This window comes from Leeuwenhoekiella polynyae, assembly GCF_004104075.1.
Lineage (GTDB): Bacteria > Bacteroidota > Bacteroidia > Flavobacteriales > Flavobacteriaceae > Leeuwenhoekiella > Leeuwenhoekiella polynyae.
In genome coordinates this window covers 1-19,378 of record NZ_QOVK01000015.1, presented here as the reverse complement: position 1 = coordinate 19,378, position 19,378 = coordinate 1, and the positions used below count along the sequence as shown (strand labels likewise).

Sequence of the window (19,378 nt, the reverse complement as noted above, 5' to 3'; positions counted from 1 at the left end):
ATTAGTTGAAATCGAAACGATAGTCCCTTTCTTTAAAATCGTTCTATTATGCCAGCAAATATTATTACCACCGACGACCTTCGAGAATTCAAAATGGAATTGCTTGATGACATTAAGAATCTTCTATCTAAACAAGCAACTGGAAAACTTAAGAAATATCTAAAATCTTCCGAAGTAATGGATTTGCTTCAAGTCAGTCCAGGGACATTACAGAATCTTCGCATAAACGGAACATTGCCATACACAAAAGTTGGGGGTATTATCTACTACGATGCCGAGGAAATTCAAGGCGTGATGACATCAAATCGTGTACAGCACGGTTTAAATTCTTAAGCGATGAACTACATAAAGCTACTTAATGCGGCATTTGAAAAATTCTATTTCGATGACCGCCTAAATCCCACGCACATAACCCTTTATATGGCGCTATTTCAGGAATGGAATAGTAGTCGGTTTGCAGATGAATTTTATGTGAATCGAAGGGATTTGATGCGAGCTGCCAAAATAGGCTCAAAATCTACGTATCATCGATGCGTTACAAATTTAGACTCGTGGCTTTACCTATGCTATTTCCCATCCAACAATCCATACAAGGGCAGTAAAATCAAGATGTCCATAATTGGGACTAGTGATGAACCTGTTTCGGGACAGTACAATCCCATATTAGAACAACTTGCGGAACAGTACCATCCCAGAGTTGTACCGCTTGAGGGACACCACCATCCCAAAAATGGACAAGTTGTGGACTTGCACCATCCCACCAGTGGACAAGCATTGGTATCTACTATAAACAATACCAAACAAATAAACAATATAAAACAACCAAAGGGCTGGCAGGTCGTTATTGATTTTTTTATTGAAAAAGGTTTTATTGCCGATGAAGGAAAAAAATTCTTCGAGCATTACGAAACTCGGAACTGGAAAACGAGTGATGGAAATGAAATTAGAGATTGGCGTGCTTTGGCCACGAACTGGATGGACAGAACAGAGCTATATACCGAGGAAAACAAACCAAACAAAAAACAACCGTCCCAAATCAAGGACAACTTGCGAACCACTAAAAACAAAGATTATGGACAACCCCTCTAAAATTACCGAAGGTGGCGTGGAATACTCGCTCGGAAAGTTTGATGGTAAAAGCGTTCTCTACGATTTTGACAAAATCTTGATTTACTTGGATGCAAAGGGAAAGTTGCTCTTTGGCAAACAATTTAGAATCTATGATGAGGACACGGTTATCATCCGCAAACTATGCCATTATTTCATCAATGATGAAGAAAATTGTCTGAAAGATGATATCGATCCTGACAAGGGCATACTTCTTTCAGGGCCTGTAGGGTGTGGAAAGACCACTTTGATGAAACTACTGCGATACATTGTGCCAATGCAACGACCATATGAAATGATTCCCTGCCGAAATGTAGCGTTTAGTTTTAATCACTTGGGATTTAAGACTATCGAGGAATATGGTAATACAAAATTTTTCTGCTTTGATGATTTAGGCGTCGAGCCTGCTGGAAGGTTTTATGGCAAGGATCTGAACGTAATGGGCGAAGTGCTCTTGTCTCGTTACGAATTATATCTGCAAACCAAAAAGAAAATTAAAACCCACGCCACCACTAATCTGAACGCTGAAGAACTGGAAGAACGCTACGGAAATCGTGTTCGAAGCAGAATGCGTGAGCTGTTTAATTTGATTGCTTTTGATAAGCGGGCTAGGGATAAAAGGAAATAATCGCAGTAATAGTTAAACATTGGCAAATATTTGGTATTCTGCCAAAACTTAATTTAAATAATTAGAAGCAACACTTATCATCCAGACTAGATTTACGAGTTTAATAATAGGGAATAACTCAACCTCTGAAAGATTTATATAATAAAATCACTTCTGAAATAAACTGCTCTATTATAGCTTTCAAGCTTTTGGTCAACTCTAAAAAAATATCTTTCATAATTCTAATGATTTTGAATGGATAACAGAATGGATAATGCGATGCGCTGAATATTTATGAAATCTGAAATATAGCTGCCTTCATCTATATTACTCAAAAACCCCAATTCAAAAAGGACAGAGGGACAATATCCAACCGTTTCCCGTAGAACTTGAAAATTTGCAAACTTCACACCCCTACTTTCAAAACCCAATTCTTTATTAAGCACAGCTTGCAATTGAAAAGCTAACCAAGTGGCATCTTTTGTATATTGTGAATTAGCTTTTGCTACATATACTTCCACTCCTCTAGCGTTCGGATTATCGGAATGATTGGAATGCAACGAAATAAATACATCTGCTTCCAAAACTTTGGACAATTTGCTTCTATCGGTTAAAGAAATAAGCGTATCGCTATATCTCGTCAAGTAAATATCCATTGGATTTTTAGACTGTTCATTGAGCTTCAAAAGTTCCAATGCAATATCCAGTACAACATCCTTTTCTTTGACGCCATTTATTCCAATAGCACCAGAATCTTTTCCACCGTGTCCAACATCAATTACAATTTGTTTTTGAGTAGAAATTTCCTGCCCAAAAATGATGCGCATTTTTGAGAGCAAAAACACAAAACTGACGTTTTTGAGCACTTTTTTCATTTTCAATTTTCAGGTTATCAACAACCTCCTTGCAAAAATCCATAGAATTTGATGCTAAATAATAACAACGGAATTCAAACTAAATCAAATAATATTTTATTCACAAATATTTGATTATCAGTTATTTATGTTCAAATATATGTAAATTTCCAATAACGAAAATGAACTAAAAATTTAAACTTTTCCGTTATGAAAAAATCACACTATTTAGCATCCATTCTTTCGCTCTTATCCACTTCGCTTTTTGCTCAAATTGGTGGCATAGAAGATTCAGTTAACGATGTGGGCGACACTATCCGAATTATTTTTCCAATACTACTCGGTGTAATCTTCCTTGTAGGTTTCCTGTTCAACGCAGGACATTTTTTTGGGGAAAATGCAGATTTAAAAAAGGGGATTACCCGAGTTTTAGTATTTGTATTGATTGCAGGTGCCGTCGTAGGCATATTTACTTACCTCATAGGAATTGTTGTATAACGATGAAGAAGTTTGAGGTCTATAAAAACATCAGGAAAAGGGCGGTCATTTTTGGGCTGCCCATTTCCCTGTTTGCCTTAATGATGGTTTCCGTTTTGGCTTCCTTGCTCATCATCATCTTCTCTTTCAGCTTTGGGATAATAATAGGTGTACTGGTATTCAATGCTGCATTATATGTCGCCTTGACTCGAATAAACCACAATCCGCAGCTTTTCCAAATGGCAAAAGCATTTCCACAAATCATCAGTAACAAAAGAAATTCAGGCTTCGATTATGAACAAGATTAATCTTTCGGCATATCAACCCATTACGGATATTCAAGATAATATCGTATTTGCCAATAATGGCAACGTAGTCTTGTGCTATAAAGGGAATCTACCGGAAATCTATTCGCTTTCCGAAAAAGATTTTGAGGATATGCACGGTGCTTGGTTTCAGGCATTAAAGTCATTGCCAGTTGGTACTGTAGTTCATAAACAGGATATCTACCTGAAGAAATCATATACTTCGGAACAACTTCCGAATTCCACCTTTTTGGAAAAAGCAACCCACGAGCATTTTAAAGGTCGTGGCCATATCGAGCACAACTGTTATTTGTTCTTCATTTTGACAAAGAATAAGGCGCTCAACAATCCTAAATATGTCAATCCGTTCAGAAAGGTTTCAAAGGGAATCGTACAAGAACTGGATGACAATATTAAGAGTTTCGCAAACTCGGTTAGTGATTCTGTTTCCTTCATCAACAATAGCCGAAAGATGGATTTTGTTTCGCTTAGAGCGGAAGACATTCAGCAATTAACAAGTGCCTATTTCAATGGTTTTAATGAAGGCTACGATACCGATATTTTATTGGACAAAAAAAGCGTCAATATTGGCGAAAACCATTTTGATGCCCTTGCCATCAACAGCGAACTGTGCTTTGGCGAAAGTGTACAGAGTAGCAAAACCAATGAGAAATTCACTTCTGACGATTTTGTATTTCATCAAGGGTTTATTGATGGTATAGGGCTTACGCTTAACGAGAACCACATTGTCAACCAGATTTTGTATTTGGACGACAAACAAAAGTGGCGCAAGCTACTCGATAAGAAGATTGAGGAACTAAATAAAAGCTCAAATTTCGGTTCGCAGAATAAAGTAGTTCTGGGGAAAATCCAGCACATCCTTGACCAAATCAATGCCGATGATAATGCCAGAATTATTCGTGGTCATTTGAACATAGTGTACTGGTCTAAAGATGCCAAAGAGCTCGACAAAATAACTTCAAAAATAAAGACTGAATTTAAGGAATTGGACATCATCCCGTATTATCCAAGAGGCGAAGAACGTAAGAATTACATCCTAAATAGCTACTGCTGTTTCTCTTCTAATTTCTCGAATAATGATTTATACGTAACCGATTTAAAACACGCGCTTTGCCTTTTCATCAATAACACCAATTACAAAAGTGATAACACCGGAATCATCTTCAATGACCGAGAGCATAACATTCCTGTCCTGAAGGATGTTTGGGATGAAAAGAAGAAAAGAATTAAGGCAAGGAACTTTGCCATTTTTGCGCCAACGGGTGAAGGTAAATCCTTTTTGGCCAATAACATTCTGCGTCAGTATTTTGAAAGTGGCGTTCGGTTGGTTATCATAGATTTGGGTGGTTCATATACCAAGTTTGCCAAACTCTATCCTGAAAAATATACGGTGCTTCGCTATGAAAGTGGAAAGAACCTTGGTATCAATCCATTTTATATAAGTGATACAAATGACCTCACACCAGAACGCTTGGAAGATTTATCGGTGTTCCTGTTCGAACTGTTTGCTTCTGATTTAAAGGTTACAAAAGCGCAATCAGTTTCGGTAAAAAAGATACTTCGCCATTATTATGATAGCATTTCAGAAAATCACTCTTTAGATGGTTTTTACAGCTTTATAGAAAGGAATCAGGAAGACCTTCTGAGCACTTTAAAAATCCATCCCGACTACTTCAATGTCACGAGCTTCTTGCACGTAATGTCCGAATACGTCGGCGATGGTCTATATAGCTTCCTCTTTGAAGTTAGCGAAGACCAGACCTATAAGATTGAGGACAAACGATTAATTGTTTTTGAACTGGATGAAGTTAAGGACAACAAAGAGATCTTATCTGTAATGCTGAAGCTCATTAAGTCCGCCATCCAAAGAACGATTTGGAAAAATAGGGCTGAAAAAGGTATCATCCTTTTCGACGAGTTTGCCAAGCAACTGAAGTTTGAAAATGTTCTGGAAAGCGTAGAATTCTACTATCAAGCTATTCGTAAACAAAACGGTGCGATTGGGATTATTCTACAGTCCATAAATCAATTGCCCAACAATTCGACTTCCGCAAGTATTCTCGAAAACACACAGGTCATTTACAGCCTTAACAATGAAAAAGGCTATGATGAACTTGTTAAAAGGCTCAACCTATCAAGCCACGATTTAAACCAATTAAAGTCCATCAAAAATAATCTTTCGGGATCTCGCAAGTACACCGAAATGTTTATCAAGATTGGTAGGGAAAGTAACATTTTCCGTCTCGAAGTTCCGAAGGAAGTATATGCAGCTTACTTGACGGACGGACAGGAAAACGAAGAAATAATGAAACTCTATAATGAGCATCACGATATGGAAAAAGCAATAATTCAATTCACATCTAAAAAATAATATTATGAAGACAAAAATCCAAATTTTAGTAATGACCGTAGCCCTGACTTTATTTATGTCGGGCAATGCCAATGCACAGGGAATGCCCACTTATGACAATACCAATTTTATCAGCTTGGTTAAACAGCTTATAGAATCAGGTAAACAGACGGCTCAAATGATAAAGTCTGTAAAGTTTCTGAAAGATGCAAAAGAGGCCATTGAGAAAGTATCAAGTGTGGTTCAACAACTGAGGGCAGTTGAAGAAATTGCAGACAACAATCAACGCCTTATCAATGTAATGCAAAATGATTTACAGGATATTTTAAACTCGCCTTACATCAAACCAGATGAAGTTTCAAGAGTTGTGGAATCATTCGATGCCATAGTTCAAAATTCATTGGACACGGTGGATTTTATTGATAAAATCCTGTCCAGCGACTATCTAAAAATGAGCGATGCCGAACGTGCCGAAATTCTTAAAGCAAAAGAGTTGGAATCAAAGCAAATGGTTTCCAGCATAACCACTAAAACAAAACGCTATCGTGATATCATTTCCTTCAGAAAAATGCAGGATAAGGTAAATAACCGCGAAACAGGATATTAAAATGACCGCAACTATACTTTTAGGGATTGGGTTGGAATACATAGATGCGGTGTTCCAGACCATACAGAGCAGCAACTTCTCGCAATATACTATTGCAGGGATGAAAACACTTGCTGTTCTGTTTTTTCTGGTCAACATTCTTAAAAAATACAATGAGGGTATTGCAGACAAAGACGGTTACACTTGGGGATTGAGTCCGGGCGAATTGGCCAAGAATTTTGCGGTCATTCTCTTGGTCATTTTCTCTACACAGGTTTTAGGTTTCTTCGATGGTATTTTGGTTGCTATCGAAGGTCAGTATCGAGGTACTGCACCAACATTATTGCCTTTACAAATGCAGGATATTCCCATTGAAGAAGATGTAAGCCTTATTGATGCTGCAAAAAACGCAATGACATTGCTTTACGAAGCATTGGTTACACCGCTCTATGGATTCAAGATATTTTCATTCATCATCGGTATCTTCCTTTGGATTCTTGACCTTTTTATTTATCCGTTGTTTTTGGCTGAACGCTTTTTCCTTTTGGGAATTATGCAGGCATTTTTTCCATTAATCATCAGTCTGGCAGTATTCGAAAAATTCCGTTCGCTCGCCTATAATTTTTTCAAATTGTATGCAGCGGTCTATATGCTCGTTCCTGCTTTTTTTCTGGTCAACGTTTTTGTAAATGCACTCTACACGGAAATAGACACAAACTTTTGGAATAATCTTTTTGGCACCGATGTGGGCGAAGGATTCTTCGCTCCTGTTGTACAGCTTGGTTCGGTTGGCTTTATCGTATTTCTGAAATTTAAACTATACAGACGTGCAACATCTTTCACATTAAGGCTATTTACCAATTAATCCAATCGAAATGAAAACACCTTATAAGAATATTTACAATGTCCTAAAGTTGAATAGGTTTATCGTTTTAGCAGTCGTGGTATGTGCCTTTTTGGCTAGCACATTTTCCGTTTGGATGGCATTTACTACTCATAAAAGTGCGATAAACAGTGCCTTTGCCATCAATACCGACGGTAGTATAATTCCGCTTAAACTCGTTACCCAAAAAGAAAATTTCAGGGTTGAAGCTTTGGCACATTTAGAACTATTCCATAACTATTTCTACAATATCGATGCGAGCAACTATGAACGTAATTTGGAAAAAGCGCTTTGGTTGGGCAATAGTTCAGTTGACAACCTTTATCGCCAAAAGAAAGCGGATGGTGTTTATAACCGATTGTTGCAATATTCCTTGGTTCAGAAAGTGTTGAGTATTGATTCAAAGATAATTGAAAATAATGGTTCATATAGTTTCACTACGACCACCATTTTTGAAATCAATAGAGGTTCCATTATTGACACCTACGAACTGGTTTCAACTGGAAACCTCATAATGGTCAATCGGAACTTCCCAAACAATCCACACGGATTATTGATAACCGATTATTTTGAAAACACCTTAAAAAAACTTAACAATGAAAATTGAGCCGATAATCGGCATTTATAAACCACGATTATGAAATGAGCCATAACTGTTTTTGATACTAATCGAAATATTGGTTGGCGAATTACATCTGACCTTTAAAAACAAATAAATATCAACAGATGAGAGTAGAAAAGAACAAAATAGTATTTGCAGCGGTTTTGGCAGTAATCTTCATTTTCCTGATATCATACTCTATAATGGTTATGGGCGATGATGAAAGTGAAAATGAAAACCTTGAACAGACCTTGATACCCGATTTGGAAGAAAATCAAAAAGAATACGATTCCAAACTGGATGCCATCAATGATTTAAAGGAAGTACGTGAAAACAATGCACCGAGCATCTATGATGAAAAACTGATTGATTCCTTGGGATTCTACGACCCAGATTTACCAGAACGCGAAAAAGAGCGTATTGTAGATAGCATCTATGAAGCTGGCAAAATTCAATATTCATCGAAACGATACCAAAACTTAGGACATAAAAGAACTGTTCGCAAAGCGGTATCAAAAATTGATTCTACTGAAGTAAAAAGAGAACAAAAAATTGAAGCCAAAGAATTAGGCTTAGAACATCAATTGTTCTTTGCCGCATCGCCAAAACCCAACGAGTTTTCAATCATCGGTAATACTGATGAAACCATATATGTAGTTGTCGATGGCGACCAAGTTGTGAAAGTAAATACCAGATTACGAATGCGCCTTACCAAACCTGCAACAATAAACGGTAAGCAGATGCCTAAAAACACACCAATTTTTGGTTTTATAAGCTTTCAGCCCAACCGTGCATTGATAGATATTGAGAACATTAAACATCATCCTACTAAACTCAAAGCATTCGATTTGTCAGATGGTAGTGAGGGCATTTATGTCGAGAACAATTTTAGAGCTGAAGCCACCACCGAAGTCTTGGACGATATTATTGGCGACATCAACATTCCAACCGTACCACAAGTTGGTGGTATATCCAAAGTACTCAGACGTAACAACCGAAACGTAAAAGTTACGGTATTGAATAATTATAAATTAATTCTAAAACCTAAATTATGAGCCCATAATGGGCATTTAAAAACACATTCTTATGAAAAAGTATATCATAATTTCCACTCTTGTTTTAAGTTTCGCTTTCGCGAAAGCGCAAACAACTACAATCCTCGATACCATATATGCTAACGACACCAAAAACGTTGCATTATTCTTCCCTGAACCTATTCGGCAAGGTATAACCGGTTCAGATAATTTTGTTTTTACCTACAATCGTGAAAAAGAACAGTATTTTGGACTTCTACAAGCAAAGCCTGGTAAAGAAAGTAATCTACTGGTAGTCAATAGAAATGGTTCAATTTTTTCGTATATTGTAAGATATAAAAAACAGCTGTCTAAGCTCAATTATTTCATTTCGTTATCCAATAGTATAGGGAATGAGAAACCGATTAAAGTCGATTCTATTCTTGCTGAATCCTCTGAAGAACGTGTAGATAATAGAACATATTACTATCAAAAATTCTGCTCGTATCTTCTTAACAGAAACCAGCGTATAGGTCGAATTAAAAAGCGAAATGAAGGTATCGTTTTGAGTGTTGAGAATATTGTTTTTGATAAGGAAGAACTCTACTTCGTTATCCAGATTGAGAATAATTCTACGTTGGATTATGATTTGAATTTCTTAAAACTCTCTGTTGAAACAAGACAGAAGGGGAAAAAGAAATCGTTACAACGACTGTATCAAGAACCGATTTTCAAACATAATATGCCTTCTAAAATCACAGAAAACGAAACGGTTCGGTTTGTTTATGTCTTGCCGAAGTTTTCGCTATCCAATGACCGCAGAGCAATTTTTGAACTGCACGAAAAAGATGGCGAACGTAATATTGAACTGAAAATATCACATAGTTATATCAATAACCCAAATTAGTAACGTTATGAAAAATTTAGTCATTTGCTCGCTCGTATTGTTGTTCTTCTCGTGTTCAGAAAAAAAGAACCTTTCCCCTTCTGAAACCGCTAAAGTTGTTGCCGAAAGTTTTTATCAAGGTGATGAAGCTACCTTGAAAAAATTTACCACTTCGGAAGGCTATGCAAACCTTTCAAGCATTCAAGCAATGTTTACTGAAGATAAAGATTCAGAAGCTAATTTTAAAGTGGTGGATGAGGCTATGGATGGCGAGGTGGCTTGGGTAAAATATGCAACAGCTTATGACCCAAAACCGGGTGTTTTTAAACTGGTTCAAAAAGATGGCCAATGGAAGGTAACCCATAATGGACCGAGGGATAAAGGGCCTTTTTAAGATAAACAGACTATTTTCGGAATTTATGTGGCTTAAATAAAACATCATTCTGTTCCGCTTGACAAAACAAATACAATTTATCTTATGGATGGTCTATTAAAACTTCTATTTTTGTGTAAATAAATTTTTGATTTCTAATCGAGCCATTAAATAACATATTAAATCAATTAGGGCTAATTGAGCACCGAGCTGTCTATTTTATGGATAGAGCAGATGGTATTTCCTATGATGGATTTGCCCCTGAAGTTAAGCAGAAATTAGAAATAATTAATCCTGATGCTTATTACGTTTTTAATCAGCAACCCTTATTGCTTTTTTTTTATCTTGATGAAAATCATCTGTCAACTCGTGAATTAGACATTCATAAACAAGTATGGTCGTTTGACAATTCGCCTGTGATTTTTATTGTTAAAAATCAAGATGTAAAAGTTTACAATGCTCTTAATTACCATAAAAAAGAAAGAACTCTGGAAGAAATTCCCTTAAATGCAGAGGAAAGACAATCAAAATTTTCTTTTTGGAATTTACAAAGCGGACTTACTTGGAAATGGTTGCAATATGAATATTTCGAAAATACAAAGAAAAATAATTTTCGGAAACGGGTAAATGATCGATTGTTTCAAAATATAAGCTCTGTTAGACAAATTTTAATAAGTAAGCCTGATGGACTTACTGAAAACGAAGCAAATTCCTTAATCCTCCGATTAATTTTTATTCGTTATTTGATTGATAGAGGGGTTAAAATTGACGATGATGAAATCACAGGAAATAGCATTGATGAGAAAAGATTTAGCTTTAGTAAAATAATTCAGGATCCTGCCAAATTGGACAGCTTGTTTATTAAGTTAAATAAAAATTTCAATGGGGTTCTATTTAAAGAATTCGATATAAAATTAACCTCAAGCCAATCTCAATTTCTAGCAGATGTTTTTAAAGGAGAAGTCCAAGAACAAGGAACCTTGTTTGATGGATATTATTTTCACATATTTGACTTTTCAATTATTCCTGTAGAAGTAATTTCTGGTATTTATGAGTCATTAATTGATGAGGAAAAAAGAAAGTTAGATGCTGCGGTATATACACCTCCTTTTTTGGTGGAATATATTTTAAATGATACCATAGATAAGTATTTAGAAAACAGTCATACATCTTCCTGCAAGATTTTTGAGGTTGCGGTGGGTTCTGGAATATTTTTAGTCCAGTCTTTAAGAAAGATGATTGAAAAAGAAATTAACTTAAATGGCAAAGAGAACAATAAGGATTTCAGTACATCTATCAGGAATATAGCTAAAAACAATCTTTTTGGTATTGATATTAATCCGGAGGCTTTAAAAGTAACTTGCTTTTCAATATATATCGCTCTCTTAGATTACCAAAATCCAAAGGATATAGAAAAATATCCTTTCCCGAATTTCTTAGGAGAAAATTTATTTGAAGCAGATTTTTTTGATCTTGACCACAAATTCAACGAGATTGTTATAGGACAAAAACCTAATTTTATTTTAGGAAATCCGCCTTGGAAAAAAGATAAATCGTATAAACACTTAGAATGGGTCAATTCCAGTAATACTTATAGCAAAAAAATTAAGGGCAAATTAGAAATTGCACAATCCTTTTTATTGCGTTCGAATGATTTTATGCAAGTTGATACTGTTACAGCCTTAATAGTAACCAGCACCGTTTTTTATAATGTTTCAACTACAACCAGAGAATTTAAGCATAAATTTTTAACTTCCTTCTGCTTAAATAAGTTTTTAGATTTATCAGCTGTCAAACAATCTCTTTTCGAGCAGCAAGAGAGCCCAACTTCGATAGTCTTTTATCGCCAAGCGAAAAGTGAAAATCATCTCGAAAATTCTGTCGAACATTTGAGTATAAAGGTGAACTCATTTTTAAAGTATTTTAAAATGTTGGTCATTGAAAAATACGACAACAAGAAAATTGCTCAAAAACATTTTGTTGAAAATGATTGGATGTTTAAAGTCGCATTATATGGAAATATTTTAGATTTTGGATTTATAAAAAGGTTAGAGTCTCAAAATACATTAAAAATATTAGATTTAATAGATGAGAAAACTACTTTCAAAGGAGCTGGTATAGAAAGGGGGCTGGATGCAAAACCATATCCAAACTTAATTGGACTGCCAATAGTTGAAAATAGTGAAATAAATGAATACTATACACAGGTAAATAAGGCCAAAACTTTAGGAGAAGCAGATGTCAAACTCTCAAGAGGGAGAAAAATAGAGATTTTTAAAGGGAGTAAAATTCTATTAAAGGAGCAGAGTAAGAATTGGAATAAACCAGTCATTTCTTATTGCGAATCGGACTCGGTATTTAGAAAGGGTACTTTTGCAATCTCTTCATTTAATAAAAATATAATCAAGCCTATTTATGGTTTATTGATTTCAGAAATGGCTACTTATTATATGTTTTTAATTGCGAGCGCTTGGGGTGTTGGTACAAGGCCCGCTATTCGATTTGTAGACGAATTTTTGAACATTCCTTTTAATAAGCCAGATAATTCATTGAATGAGGAGCTTATTAAATTGGTAGATGAATTTTTGAATTCTTTCCGAAAGCATTATTCAGATTTTAATCTAGGAGAGCCTGAATTTGATGACAAGATTTTCTTAAAAATAAATGGGTTAATTGCTGAAATTTACGAAATTAAAGACTATGAAAAAGATTTAATAGATTATGCCCTTAATGTCTCGAGATACCAATTCCAAGAAAGCAAGCAAGATTTGGTTACGGATTTCACTCACTTTAATTTTAATCATTACAGAAACCAAGATTTCGTTCTACAAAAATATGCAGAAGTTTACCTAAATGAAATTGGGAACCTTTACGAGGATGAATTTATTCAAATAGAGATTTACATTTTAGATTATTTCATTGCAATGAACTTTGTTCTTTTAAATGTAGAACCGGAAGAAAAAATTATATACCCAAAAGATAAATTTGATGAAAAAGAAGTATTGCAAAGGTTGGCAGACAATTTAAGTATATCTCAAATTACAAATACGCGTGATCCTCTAAAAAACTTGTATCTACAAAAGGACATTAAGGGATTTGAAAATAATTCATTTTATATAATTAAACCAAATGAGTATAAATGTTGGCATCGCGCCATCGCTTGGTATGACGCAGCAGAATTTAGAAACACTATTGAGCAAGCAGAGTTTAATGACTTAAGTAATGAAGTTAATGATTTCTGATGCATCCCAATTCATACAACATAGGAAAAATACTTTTTCTATAACTAATAAAAGAATACAGCAAATAATTTCTTACGTATGCGAATGTTACGGGATTTGTCTAAAGGAAAAAACAAAAAATCCATACTCTATTAATGCAGTCAAAGAGAATAGTACATTATCATTTGAGGACTATTTGAAATTTGATTTAGTAGATAATTATCTCAACGTTAAAAAACACCTATTAAAAGATAAAATCTCAAAATTAGAAGATATTCATTTTGCTGCTGAAACCCAAGAAAGATATATAGACCTTGTTGATTCTAAACAGAAACCCGATAAAATTGATATATACGTGGATAGATTAGGACTTCAAAGCGAATGGATGTCCAAAAATAATCAGGTCTATTTTGCAATAGAATGTAAACGAATCAGAATTTTATCGGACACAAAAGCTTATATAGGTGACATTAGAAAAGTAGCAAATAGAAATCACACCAATTTAAGGCTTCCTTTTGAGGGACAAATAGCCTTCATTGAGAATTTGAATATAGACCATCACAAAGTAATGACAAAAGCCAATAGTATTTTAAAAAAAGATATAGAAATCAATACTCTTCAATATTTAAAATTCCAAAGTTTTCACAGTTTTTTTCAAAATACCTACAGTTCAGTTCACACAAAAAATTTTGGGGGAAAAGAATCATTTTATGTTTACCATCTACTATTTGACTATAGTCAGATAGTAATGAATTAATCGGCGAATAAGTTTTAATGATACGGTTTTTGGAATACTATAGATGATTCATTCCATCCTTTTTCTCAATATAGATGCAGAAAAGCTCAATGATATTTAGGTTAACGAAGAAAGTGAGGTCTTTTTTCCTTACTATTCAAATATAGACCTCGCTTCCTCAAAAATCCTCTCAAAATTAGCCTCCAAATCCGCCTGAGAATATTGCTTCGATTCTTTTGGAAACTCTCTTTTTATGTTGGCCAATTTAAACTGCACCTTCTTATCTTTCCCATCAGCATACGTGATAAACTCGCCCTGTTTTAATCTGAAAAACACATCTGCTCTAATTTTCGGGATTTCCTTTTCGCCTGTAGTAATACGTGTATCAAAATCCAAGTTATGCCCACGACTTATACTTTTTGTTGGGTCTTTGATAATCTCAAAAAAGCGTTCATAGTATTTGGCTGTATCTGGGTCGTTGACCTTGCCAAAAAACTGATAGGAAAGATTGCTCAAAATTGCCTTGCTTGCCTTATCGCCATACATCATATCGTTTTGGATTTTGTCCTGCATTACGTAAATCGTAGAAATGTTATAGCTCCGCAGGGTTGCTGGGATGCGGTGCATATTCAAAAGACGAATAGTGGGGGCTTCTTCCATCATAAGAAATGAAGGGTTTGCATTGCGCACACTCATTTGTTTTGTAATGGTATGGATAATGGTGGCGATTACAGGCGAATACGAAGTTTCAAATTTGGGATTGTTCACAACCGAAATCACGGTAGGATTTTCAGGACTATTTATATTGAGTGGTACTTCATCCGCAGACAATGCCATAAAAATCCGTTGGGTGCTGATTCTTTTAAGCGCATTTGCCAAGGTGCTTTTCACACCTGCAGTTTGCCTTTCGGAATCCTTTCCGCTAATAAATGCATCCGCCATTGCCCTCGATGTGGTATTGGTTTCCAAAAACTGGATAAGGCTTTCTGTATCCAGATATTGATAAATGGCAATCAAGTGTGGAAGGGTACAGAATTGTGGATAGGTAGTTTTTAATTTCCAAATCAATCCACCAATCAAGCCTTCCGCAGCATCATTAAAAAATTTTGTAGTTCCAGTTGTTCCTGATTCCCTTTGTTCCAGAAGGTTTTCAATTAACACCCTTGAAACCTCATTTACGCTTTCCTCGTTCTCTAAATAGCGTGGCGCAATAGGATTTACCCTATGTATGATTTTATCAAAGGAAATGACCTTAAATGGGATATCGCCATCCTTAAAGAGTGGATAAGCCATTTCGGTCAGTTCAAAATCTTTGTAATCGTGAATAATTCCGCAAAATCCTTCTTTTTGAAAGTGTTTCAGGAATCCATACACAACACTCTCGGTCTTTCCACTTCCGGCAGAACCTATTATGGATGCACCTCGTTTGATGTTATCCAGTTTAAAATTTCCTTTCGTGGTGGCAAAATTGACTTGATATTTGGCATTTCCACTTTTAGGCTCGTCCGTTTTATGCAAGAATACATACATTCCTATATTAATTAATGTCAGAGGACAAACCAAATAAAGTGCTATTTGAAACAATGGTAATTGTTCATTTAAATAATACACAAAAGCACCAATCAATAGAAAATTGACGACAAATGCATATCTGCTTATCCGAAATATTCCATAAAAAACACTACTGGCCAAACCAATAATAAAAAGTACCGTTACGAGATTGTCCATTTGCATAATTTTAAATTAGATTCCTATGGAACTTGATTTAATGGCCACCTCTGCACCACGTCGTAGCCTATTAAAAATTTTCATCGCCAATTGTACCTTCGTAACAGGAATACTCGGCATCATAGGAATGCCACTTTTTTCCATTATTTTGAACGCTAATGCTTTTTCATTGGTGGGCAGTTTCATCAATGATGCAAAATAGATTTTCGGATTCTTAATGAAATCCTTTCTTGCCTTATAAGTTTCAGCGAAGTTCCTTTGATAGCCAAAAGTCTTATCAAAAGTCTTTTCTGCTTTCTCAAAAAACCCATCTCTATCAAATCCCCGTTTTACCGTTTTACCATTTAATTCAACGTCGGAAGCTTTATATTTACTTCCAGGTGACAAACTGAATCGGTTTGATGCATCCTTGCGGCTAACGATAATATGTATATGGCTTTGGTCTCCTGCTTTTGGCATTCCTTGTACTATTCGTTTTCCGTTCTGTTGGTGCGGTGCTTCTCTTTCTAGTTTCCCGATTTTTTTTTCCAATTTTTTCACATTTCCTTCTGCTCGCCCCTCTTGCACATTTCGGACTTCAGTTTTTAATTGAAGTATTTTTGTGGCAAAAGGCTGGTTTTCCTGCACCTGTTTATCTGTTCCTTTAAAGGTTCTTTGGTGTTCAATTTTTGCGTAGTATTTTATATCATCGATATTGACCGGTCGCCCATTTATTTCACGGTTGAATGAAGCCACATAATCCTTCATAATCTCCCGGGTATATTTTTGCAAATCTTTACTATGGTTTTGCAACCGTTTTAGTTCGTATTTTGAAGGGCTTACGGTAATGGAATAAAACCGTGGCTCGTGCTTTTCGAGTTTTGCCGTATTGCCATCAATTTCCCTGACCACTTCCTCTGCTGAAATCTCGTCGCCATTTTGATTAAAAAAATGCTCCATATCCTGCTGTTCCAGTCCTTGGTTTTCCTTCTCCAGATAACCCACAAAATCAGCCGAACTTTTAGAATAATTGCCACCCATTTTTTGGGGTGTAATTGTTATATACATAGCTTAAAATTTTAGAGGTCGTTATTAAGATTTTGCTTTTCTCGAAAGCGTACTTCCTTTTTTTCTTCGGCATATTTCTTTTCCACTATCAAAGGTTTTTTGCTTGGCTGTTCTGTCTCAAATAGAGATTGAATCATTGCAACTGTAGGCTTGGTTTGGGTCTTTTCAACGTCCCTCATTATAGCGATTACGGCATTGATTCTTTTTAATAGTTTGGCTTCGATGGTTCGCCCTGTCGGACCTAATTTTTCTTTTGGCGATATCTCGTTGTAGAAGAAAAAATCAAGTATAGCTTCCATCGTTTCGGTATGCGTCTTGAAGTGCTTTTTTGAAAATTCTTGAAAACGTTTGGCGGTTTTCCTTTTGAACCTGATAGTGATGAATGAATCCATTTTCTTTCGCTTTTTTGTGTGTTTGACGTAAATCCATCCCTATTTACAAGCTGTTTGGGGGCATTTGACGCAAATCGAAGAAACTTATATAATCCATTAATTTTCAATTACTTGAAATTCAATGGTTTATGCGCTAAAAGGAATATGTAACGTGGCTCTGCCCGTTACCCTCTTGCTATTCCTTTTCGTCACGCCAAAGCGTGACAAAAATTTCATACAATCTGGCTAAAAAGCCAATTGCCCTTTTAGGAATTCGGAAATTCCAATATGTAAAATATAGATGGATACAGCTACCAGCGAAAGTTAAAAATGGGATAACTATATGAATTTATGTGTGCTGAATTTCAGCGAAATAAAGATACGCTTTTTTCTCGACTTGAAATTAATTGCATACAAAAACACCTCCAAAAATTTAGAGGTGCTTGACTATAAAGTTTAGAAAATTAGATGTTGAAAATAAACGTATAGGAATATAAATTTCGCAATGCTTCTTCCTCTATCATGGTTTCAAAACAGGTATAATTTTCTCTTACGTATTTGCGAATATCATCGCCAAATTTTCGTTCCACATCCTTTTTGGAATCTTCCAAAAGACGGTTTTGAGTTTCCTCGCTCAAGTCTGTAAAATTCAGATAAACCATAGCTTTAAAATTTAGTATTCGCTTGGTAACATCAGCGTATCATTTACAAAAAATAACCGCAGTTCATCGAGTGGAAAATCGGTTGCCCGATAACCGTGTTTTTCCAAAATATTATCATTGCCATCGCTGTAAATTATCTCGGCTTCATAACCCGAATAATCCTGTTTTTCTTCGGGCAATCTTTTGAAGTCTATGGTTATAAATTCGCTTCGGTTCATCAGACTTTTTGCAATCACGGAAGTGTCCGTAATGAGCCAAAAACAATCTGCCACATTAGCAAGATATTTTAGTCCGTCCGTAAAACGTGTTCTTAATAATGGGATTTGATAGAACATTTCCGTTCCGTGAAAATGTTGCAATCCTTCTTTGATTTCGTTAACTTGTGCTTTCATTGTTCATTTATTTTAAGTGAATAATTAAAAGAGGGCACGAACTAATTGAAAACTGGTATCTGTGCCCTCTTGGATTTTTATGGTTACTTACCATTTTTAGACCCGAGCAAAAGAATTTCTCTTGCTACAACTTCGGTATAGTATCGTTTTTCGCCTTCCTTGGTTTCATAAGAGCGTTGCGCCAATTTGCCCGCAATGGCAATTTGTTTTCCTACTACTGCATATTTCTCAATGATTGAAGCAAGTTTTCCCCAAGCCACAATACTATGCCAATGGGTTTCCGATTGCTTCTGCCCTTTTGAGTCTTCGTAATTTTCATTTGTAGCCATTGAGAACTGCGCCACAATTTTTCCATTTTCAAGATTTGTAACCTGTGGGTCTTGCCCAATGTTTCCAATTAACTGAACGTGATTTTTAATAGTTTTCATAATAAAAGTTTTAAAGATTATTAATAAAAAAAGGGCGCAACGTTTGAGAGGTACGCCCTCTAAAATTTCAATGATTACTTATCATTTTTGCTTCCAAGCAAAAGGATTTCATTTGCTTCGATTTCGGTAACATATCGCTTGATACCCTCTTTATCCTCGTAGCTTCGGGATTTCAGTTTTCCCGTAACACCTACTTCCTTGCCTTTATCAACATATTTTTTAATAATTTCGGCAGTCTTGCCCCAAGCTACAACGGTATGCCAATTAGTTTCGGTTTGCTTTTCGCCTTTGGCATCCTTGTAATACTCGTTTGTTGCGATTGAAAAACGGGCTACTTTTTTTCCGCTTTCAAGGTTCGTGATTGTTGGCTCTTGTCCAACGTTTCCGATTAACTGTACGTGATTTTTTAAAGTACTCATAATAAAATATTTAAAGATTAATTAAAATGCTATCTGAACCATTCAGACAGTTTGCGTTTATATTTTTTTGAAGTGATTTACTTATTATATCTTGAGCGTTTTCCTTTTTTGTTTTTTTTGGTGTCGCTTCCCTTTGTATGTTTTTGTAAGATTTCATAAGTTTTATTTTAGATTTACTTCCCATAGCGTATCCTATGATAATTCCAAATTTCCCTTCATAATTTTTTTCTATAGTCCTCCTTTTTACCCACAAAGCCTTTTTGATCGACATACTTTTTATATCCAGAGCATTTTCCTTTTTTTGATTCTTT

At 35.4% G+C, this 19,378-nt stretch carries 23 protein-coding genes; 14 read left to right on the top strand and 9 right to left on the bottom strand.

Features of this window, described 5'->3' with window-relative positions; all coding sequences use genetic code 11:
• Positions 1 to 48 precede the first annotated feature (48 nt).
• Genes DSM02_RS14210 through DSM02_RS14200 form a run of 3 tightly spaced genes read left to right on the top strand, consistent with a single transcriptional unit; the run spans position 49 to position 1,735 of the window.
• Positions 49 to 333, top strand: coding sequence for a helix-turn-helix domain-containing protein (locus DSM02_RS14210; RefSeq protein ID WP_031427468.1), 285 nt, complete (start codon positions 49 to 51; stop codon positions 331 to 333).
• 3 nt (positions 334 to 336) lie between these two features.
• Positions 337 to 1,089, top strand: coding sequence for a hypothetical protein (locus tag DSM02_RS14205; protein ID WP_031427467.1), 753 nt, complete (start codon positions 337 to 339; stop codon positions 1,087 to 1,089).
• Positions 1,073 to 1,735, top strand: a complete 663-nt coding sequence (locus DSM02_RS14200; protein ID WP_034886801.1) for a P-loop NTPase family protein — start codon at positions 1,073 to 1,075, stop codon at positions 1,733 to 1,735. The genes DSM02_RS14205 and DSM02_RS14200 overlap by 17 nt, the downstream gene beginning before the upstream one ends.
• A gap of 221 nt (positions 1,736 to 1,956) precedes the next feature.
• On the opposite strand, the gene DSM02_RS14195 is transcribed toward DSM02_RS14200, so the two are convergent.
• Positions 1,957 to 2,589 (bottom strand): N-acetylmuramoyl-L-alanine amidase family protein, encoded by a 633-nt coding sequence (locus DSM02_RS14195; RefSeq protein ID WP_034886799.1) that lies wholly within the window; start codon positions 2,587 to 2,589, stop codon positions 1,957 to 1,959.
• A gap of 189 nt (positions 2,590 to 2,778) precedes the next feature.
• On the opposite strand from DSM02_RS14195, the gene DSM02_RS14190 reads away from it, so the two are divergent.
• From DSM02_RS14190 to DSM02_RS14140, 11 genes are all read left to right on the top strand, one after another.
• Positions 2,779 to 3,066, top strand: a complete 288-nt coding sequence (locus tag DSM02_RS14190; protein WP_034886797.1) for a hypothetical protein — start codon at positions 2,779 to 2,781, stop codon at positions 3,064 to 3,066.
• 2 nt (positions 3,067 to 3,068) lie between these two features.
• Positions 3,069 to 3,353 carry a hypothetical protein gene (locus tag DSM02_RS14185; protein ID WP_073100513.1) on the top strand — a complete coding sequence of 95 codons (285 nt, stop codon included), beginning with the start codon at positions 3,069 to 3,071 and terminating at the stop codon, positions 3,351 to 3,353.
• Entirely contained in the window at positions 3,340 to 5,742 is a 2,403-nt protein-coding gene (locus DSM02_RS14180; RefSeq protein WP_128766268.1) for a TraG family conjugative transposon ATPase, read from the top strand. Before DSM02_RS14185 ends, DSM02_RS14180 begins: the two co-directional genes overlap by 14 nt.
• A gap of 4 nt (positions 5,743 to 5,746) precedes the next feature.
• Positions 5,747 to 6,328, top strand: coding sequence for a conjugal transfer protein (locus tag DSM02_RS14175; RefSeq protein WP_128766267.1), 582 nt, complete (start codon positions 5,747 to 5,749; stop codon positions 6,326 to 6,328).
• Between the two features lies 1 nt (position 6,329).
• Positions 6,330 to 7,172, top strand: coding sequence for a hypothetical protein (locus tag DSM02_RS14170; protein WP_031427459.1), 843 nt, complete (start codon positions 6,330 to 6,332; stop codon positions 7,170 to 7,172).
• A 10-nt stretch (positions 7,173 to 7,182) separates the two neighbouring features.
• Positions 7,183 to 7,797, top strand: a complete 615-nt coding sequence (locus tag DSM02_RS14165; RefSeq protein WP_031427458.1) for a conjugal transfer protein TraK — start codon at positions 7,183 to 7,185, stop codon at positions 7,795 to 7,797.
• Between the two features lie 119 nt (positions 7,798 to 7,916).
• Positions 7,917 to 8,846, top strand: coding sequence for a conjugative transposon protein TraM (gene traM, locus DSM02_RS14160; RefSeq protein WP_031427457.1), 930 nt, complete (start codon positions 7,917 to 7,919; stop codon positions 8,844 to 8,846).
• 31 nt (positions 8,847 to 8,877) lie between these two features.
• Positions 8,878 to 9,711 (top strand): DUF4138 domain-containing protein, encoded by an 834-nt coding sequence (locus tag DSM02_RS14155; RefSeq protein WP_034886790.1) that lies wholly within the window; start codon positions 8,878 to 8,880, stop codon positions 9,709 to 9,711.
• A gap of 7 nt (positions 9,712 to 9,718) precedes the next feature.
• Positions 9,719 to 10,084: a hypothetical protein gene (locus DSM02_RS14150; RefSeq protein ID WP_031427455.1), complete on the top strand. Its 366-nt coding sequence runs from the start codon at positions 9,719 to 9,721 to the stop codon at positions 10,082 to 10,084.
• A gap of 200 nt (positions 10,085 to 10,284) precedes the next feature.
• Complete coding sequence (locus tag DSM02_RS14145; RefSeq protein ID WP_081868416.1) at positions 10,285 to 13,305, top strand: Eco57I restriction-modification methylase domain-containing protein; 3,021 nt, start codon at positions 10,285 to 10,287, stop codon at positions 13,303 to 13,305.
• Positions 13,295 to 14,041, top strand: a complete 747-nt coding sequence (locus DSM02_RS14140; RefSeq protein WP_008610926.1) for a hypothetical protein — start codon at positions 13,295 to 13,297, stop codon at positions 14,039 to 14,041. Before DSM02_RS14145 ends, DSM02_RS14140 begins: the two co-directional genes overlap by 11 nt.
• A gap of 132 nt (positions 14,042 to 14,173) precedes the next feature.
• Here DSM02_RS14140 and DSM02_RS14135 read toward each other — a convergent pair whose 3' ends face one another.
• The 8 genes from DSM02_RS14135 to DSM02_RS14100 form a co-directional block, all read right to left on the bottom strand.
• On the bottom strand, positions 14,174 to 15,754 hold the full coding sequence (locus tag DSM02_RS14135) for a type IV secretory system conjugative DNA transfer family protein (protein ID WP_034886787.1): 1,581 nt from the start codon (positions 15,752 to 15,754) through the stop codon (positions 14,174 to 14,176).
• 9 nt (positions 15,755 to 15,763) lie between these two features.
• Positions 15,764 to 16,795, bottom strand: coding sequence for a MobB family relaxase (gene mobB, locus DSM02_RS14130; protein WP_128766266.1), 1,032 nt, complete (start codon positions 16,793 to 16,795; stop codon positions 15,764 to 15,766).
• A gap of 11 nt (positions 16,796 to 16,806) precedes the next feature.
• Positions 16,807 to 17,187 (bottom strand): BfmA/BtgA family mobilization protein, encoded by a 381-nt coding sequence (locus tag DSM02_RS14125; protein ID WP_034886781.1) that lies wholly within the window; start codon positions 17,185 to 17,187, stop codon positions 16,807 to 16,809.
• A gap of 443 nt (positions 17,188 to 17,630) precedes the next feature.
• On the bottom strand, positions 17,631 to 17,828 hold the full coding sequence (locus tag DSM02_RS14120) for a hypothetical protein (RefSeq protein WP_031427449.1): 198 nt from the start codon (positions 17,826 to 17,828) through the stop codon (positions 17,631 to 17,633).
• Between the two features lie 11 nt (positions 17,829 to 17,839).
• On the bottom strand, positions 17,840 to 18,220 hold the full coding sequence (locus tag DSM02_RS14115; protein WP_031427448.1) for a DUF6876 family protein: 381 nt from the start codon (positions 18,218 to 18,220) through the stop codon (positions 17,840 to 17,842).
• Positions 18,221 to 18,303: 83 nt separating this feature from the next.
• Positions 18,304 to 18,648 carry a single-stranded DNA-binding protein gene (locus DSM02_RS14110; protein ID WP_031427447.1) on the bottom strand — a complete coding sequence of 115 codons (345 nt, stop codon included), beginning with the start codon at positions 18,646 to 18,648 and terminating at the stop codon, positions 18,304 to 18,306.
• Between the two features lie 74 nt (positions 18,649 to 18,722).
• A complete protein-coding gene (locus DSM02_RS14105) occupies positions 18,723 to 19,067 on the bottom strand; it encodes a single-stranded DNA-binding protein (RefSeq protein WP_031427446.1) in 345 nt (114 codons plus the stop codon).
• Between the two features lie 10 nt (positions 19,068 to 19,077).
• On the bottom strand, positions 19,078 to 19,378 hold a 301-nt coding region (locus tag DSM02_RS14100; RefSeq protein ID WP_128766265.1), incomplete at its 5' end, for a hypothetical protein.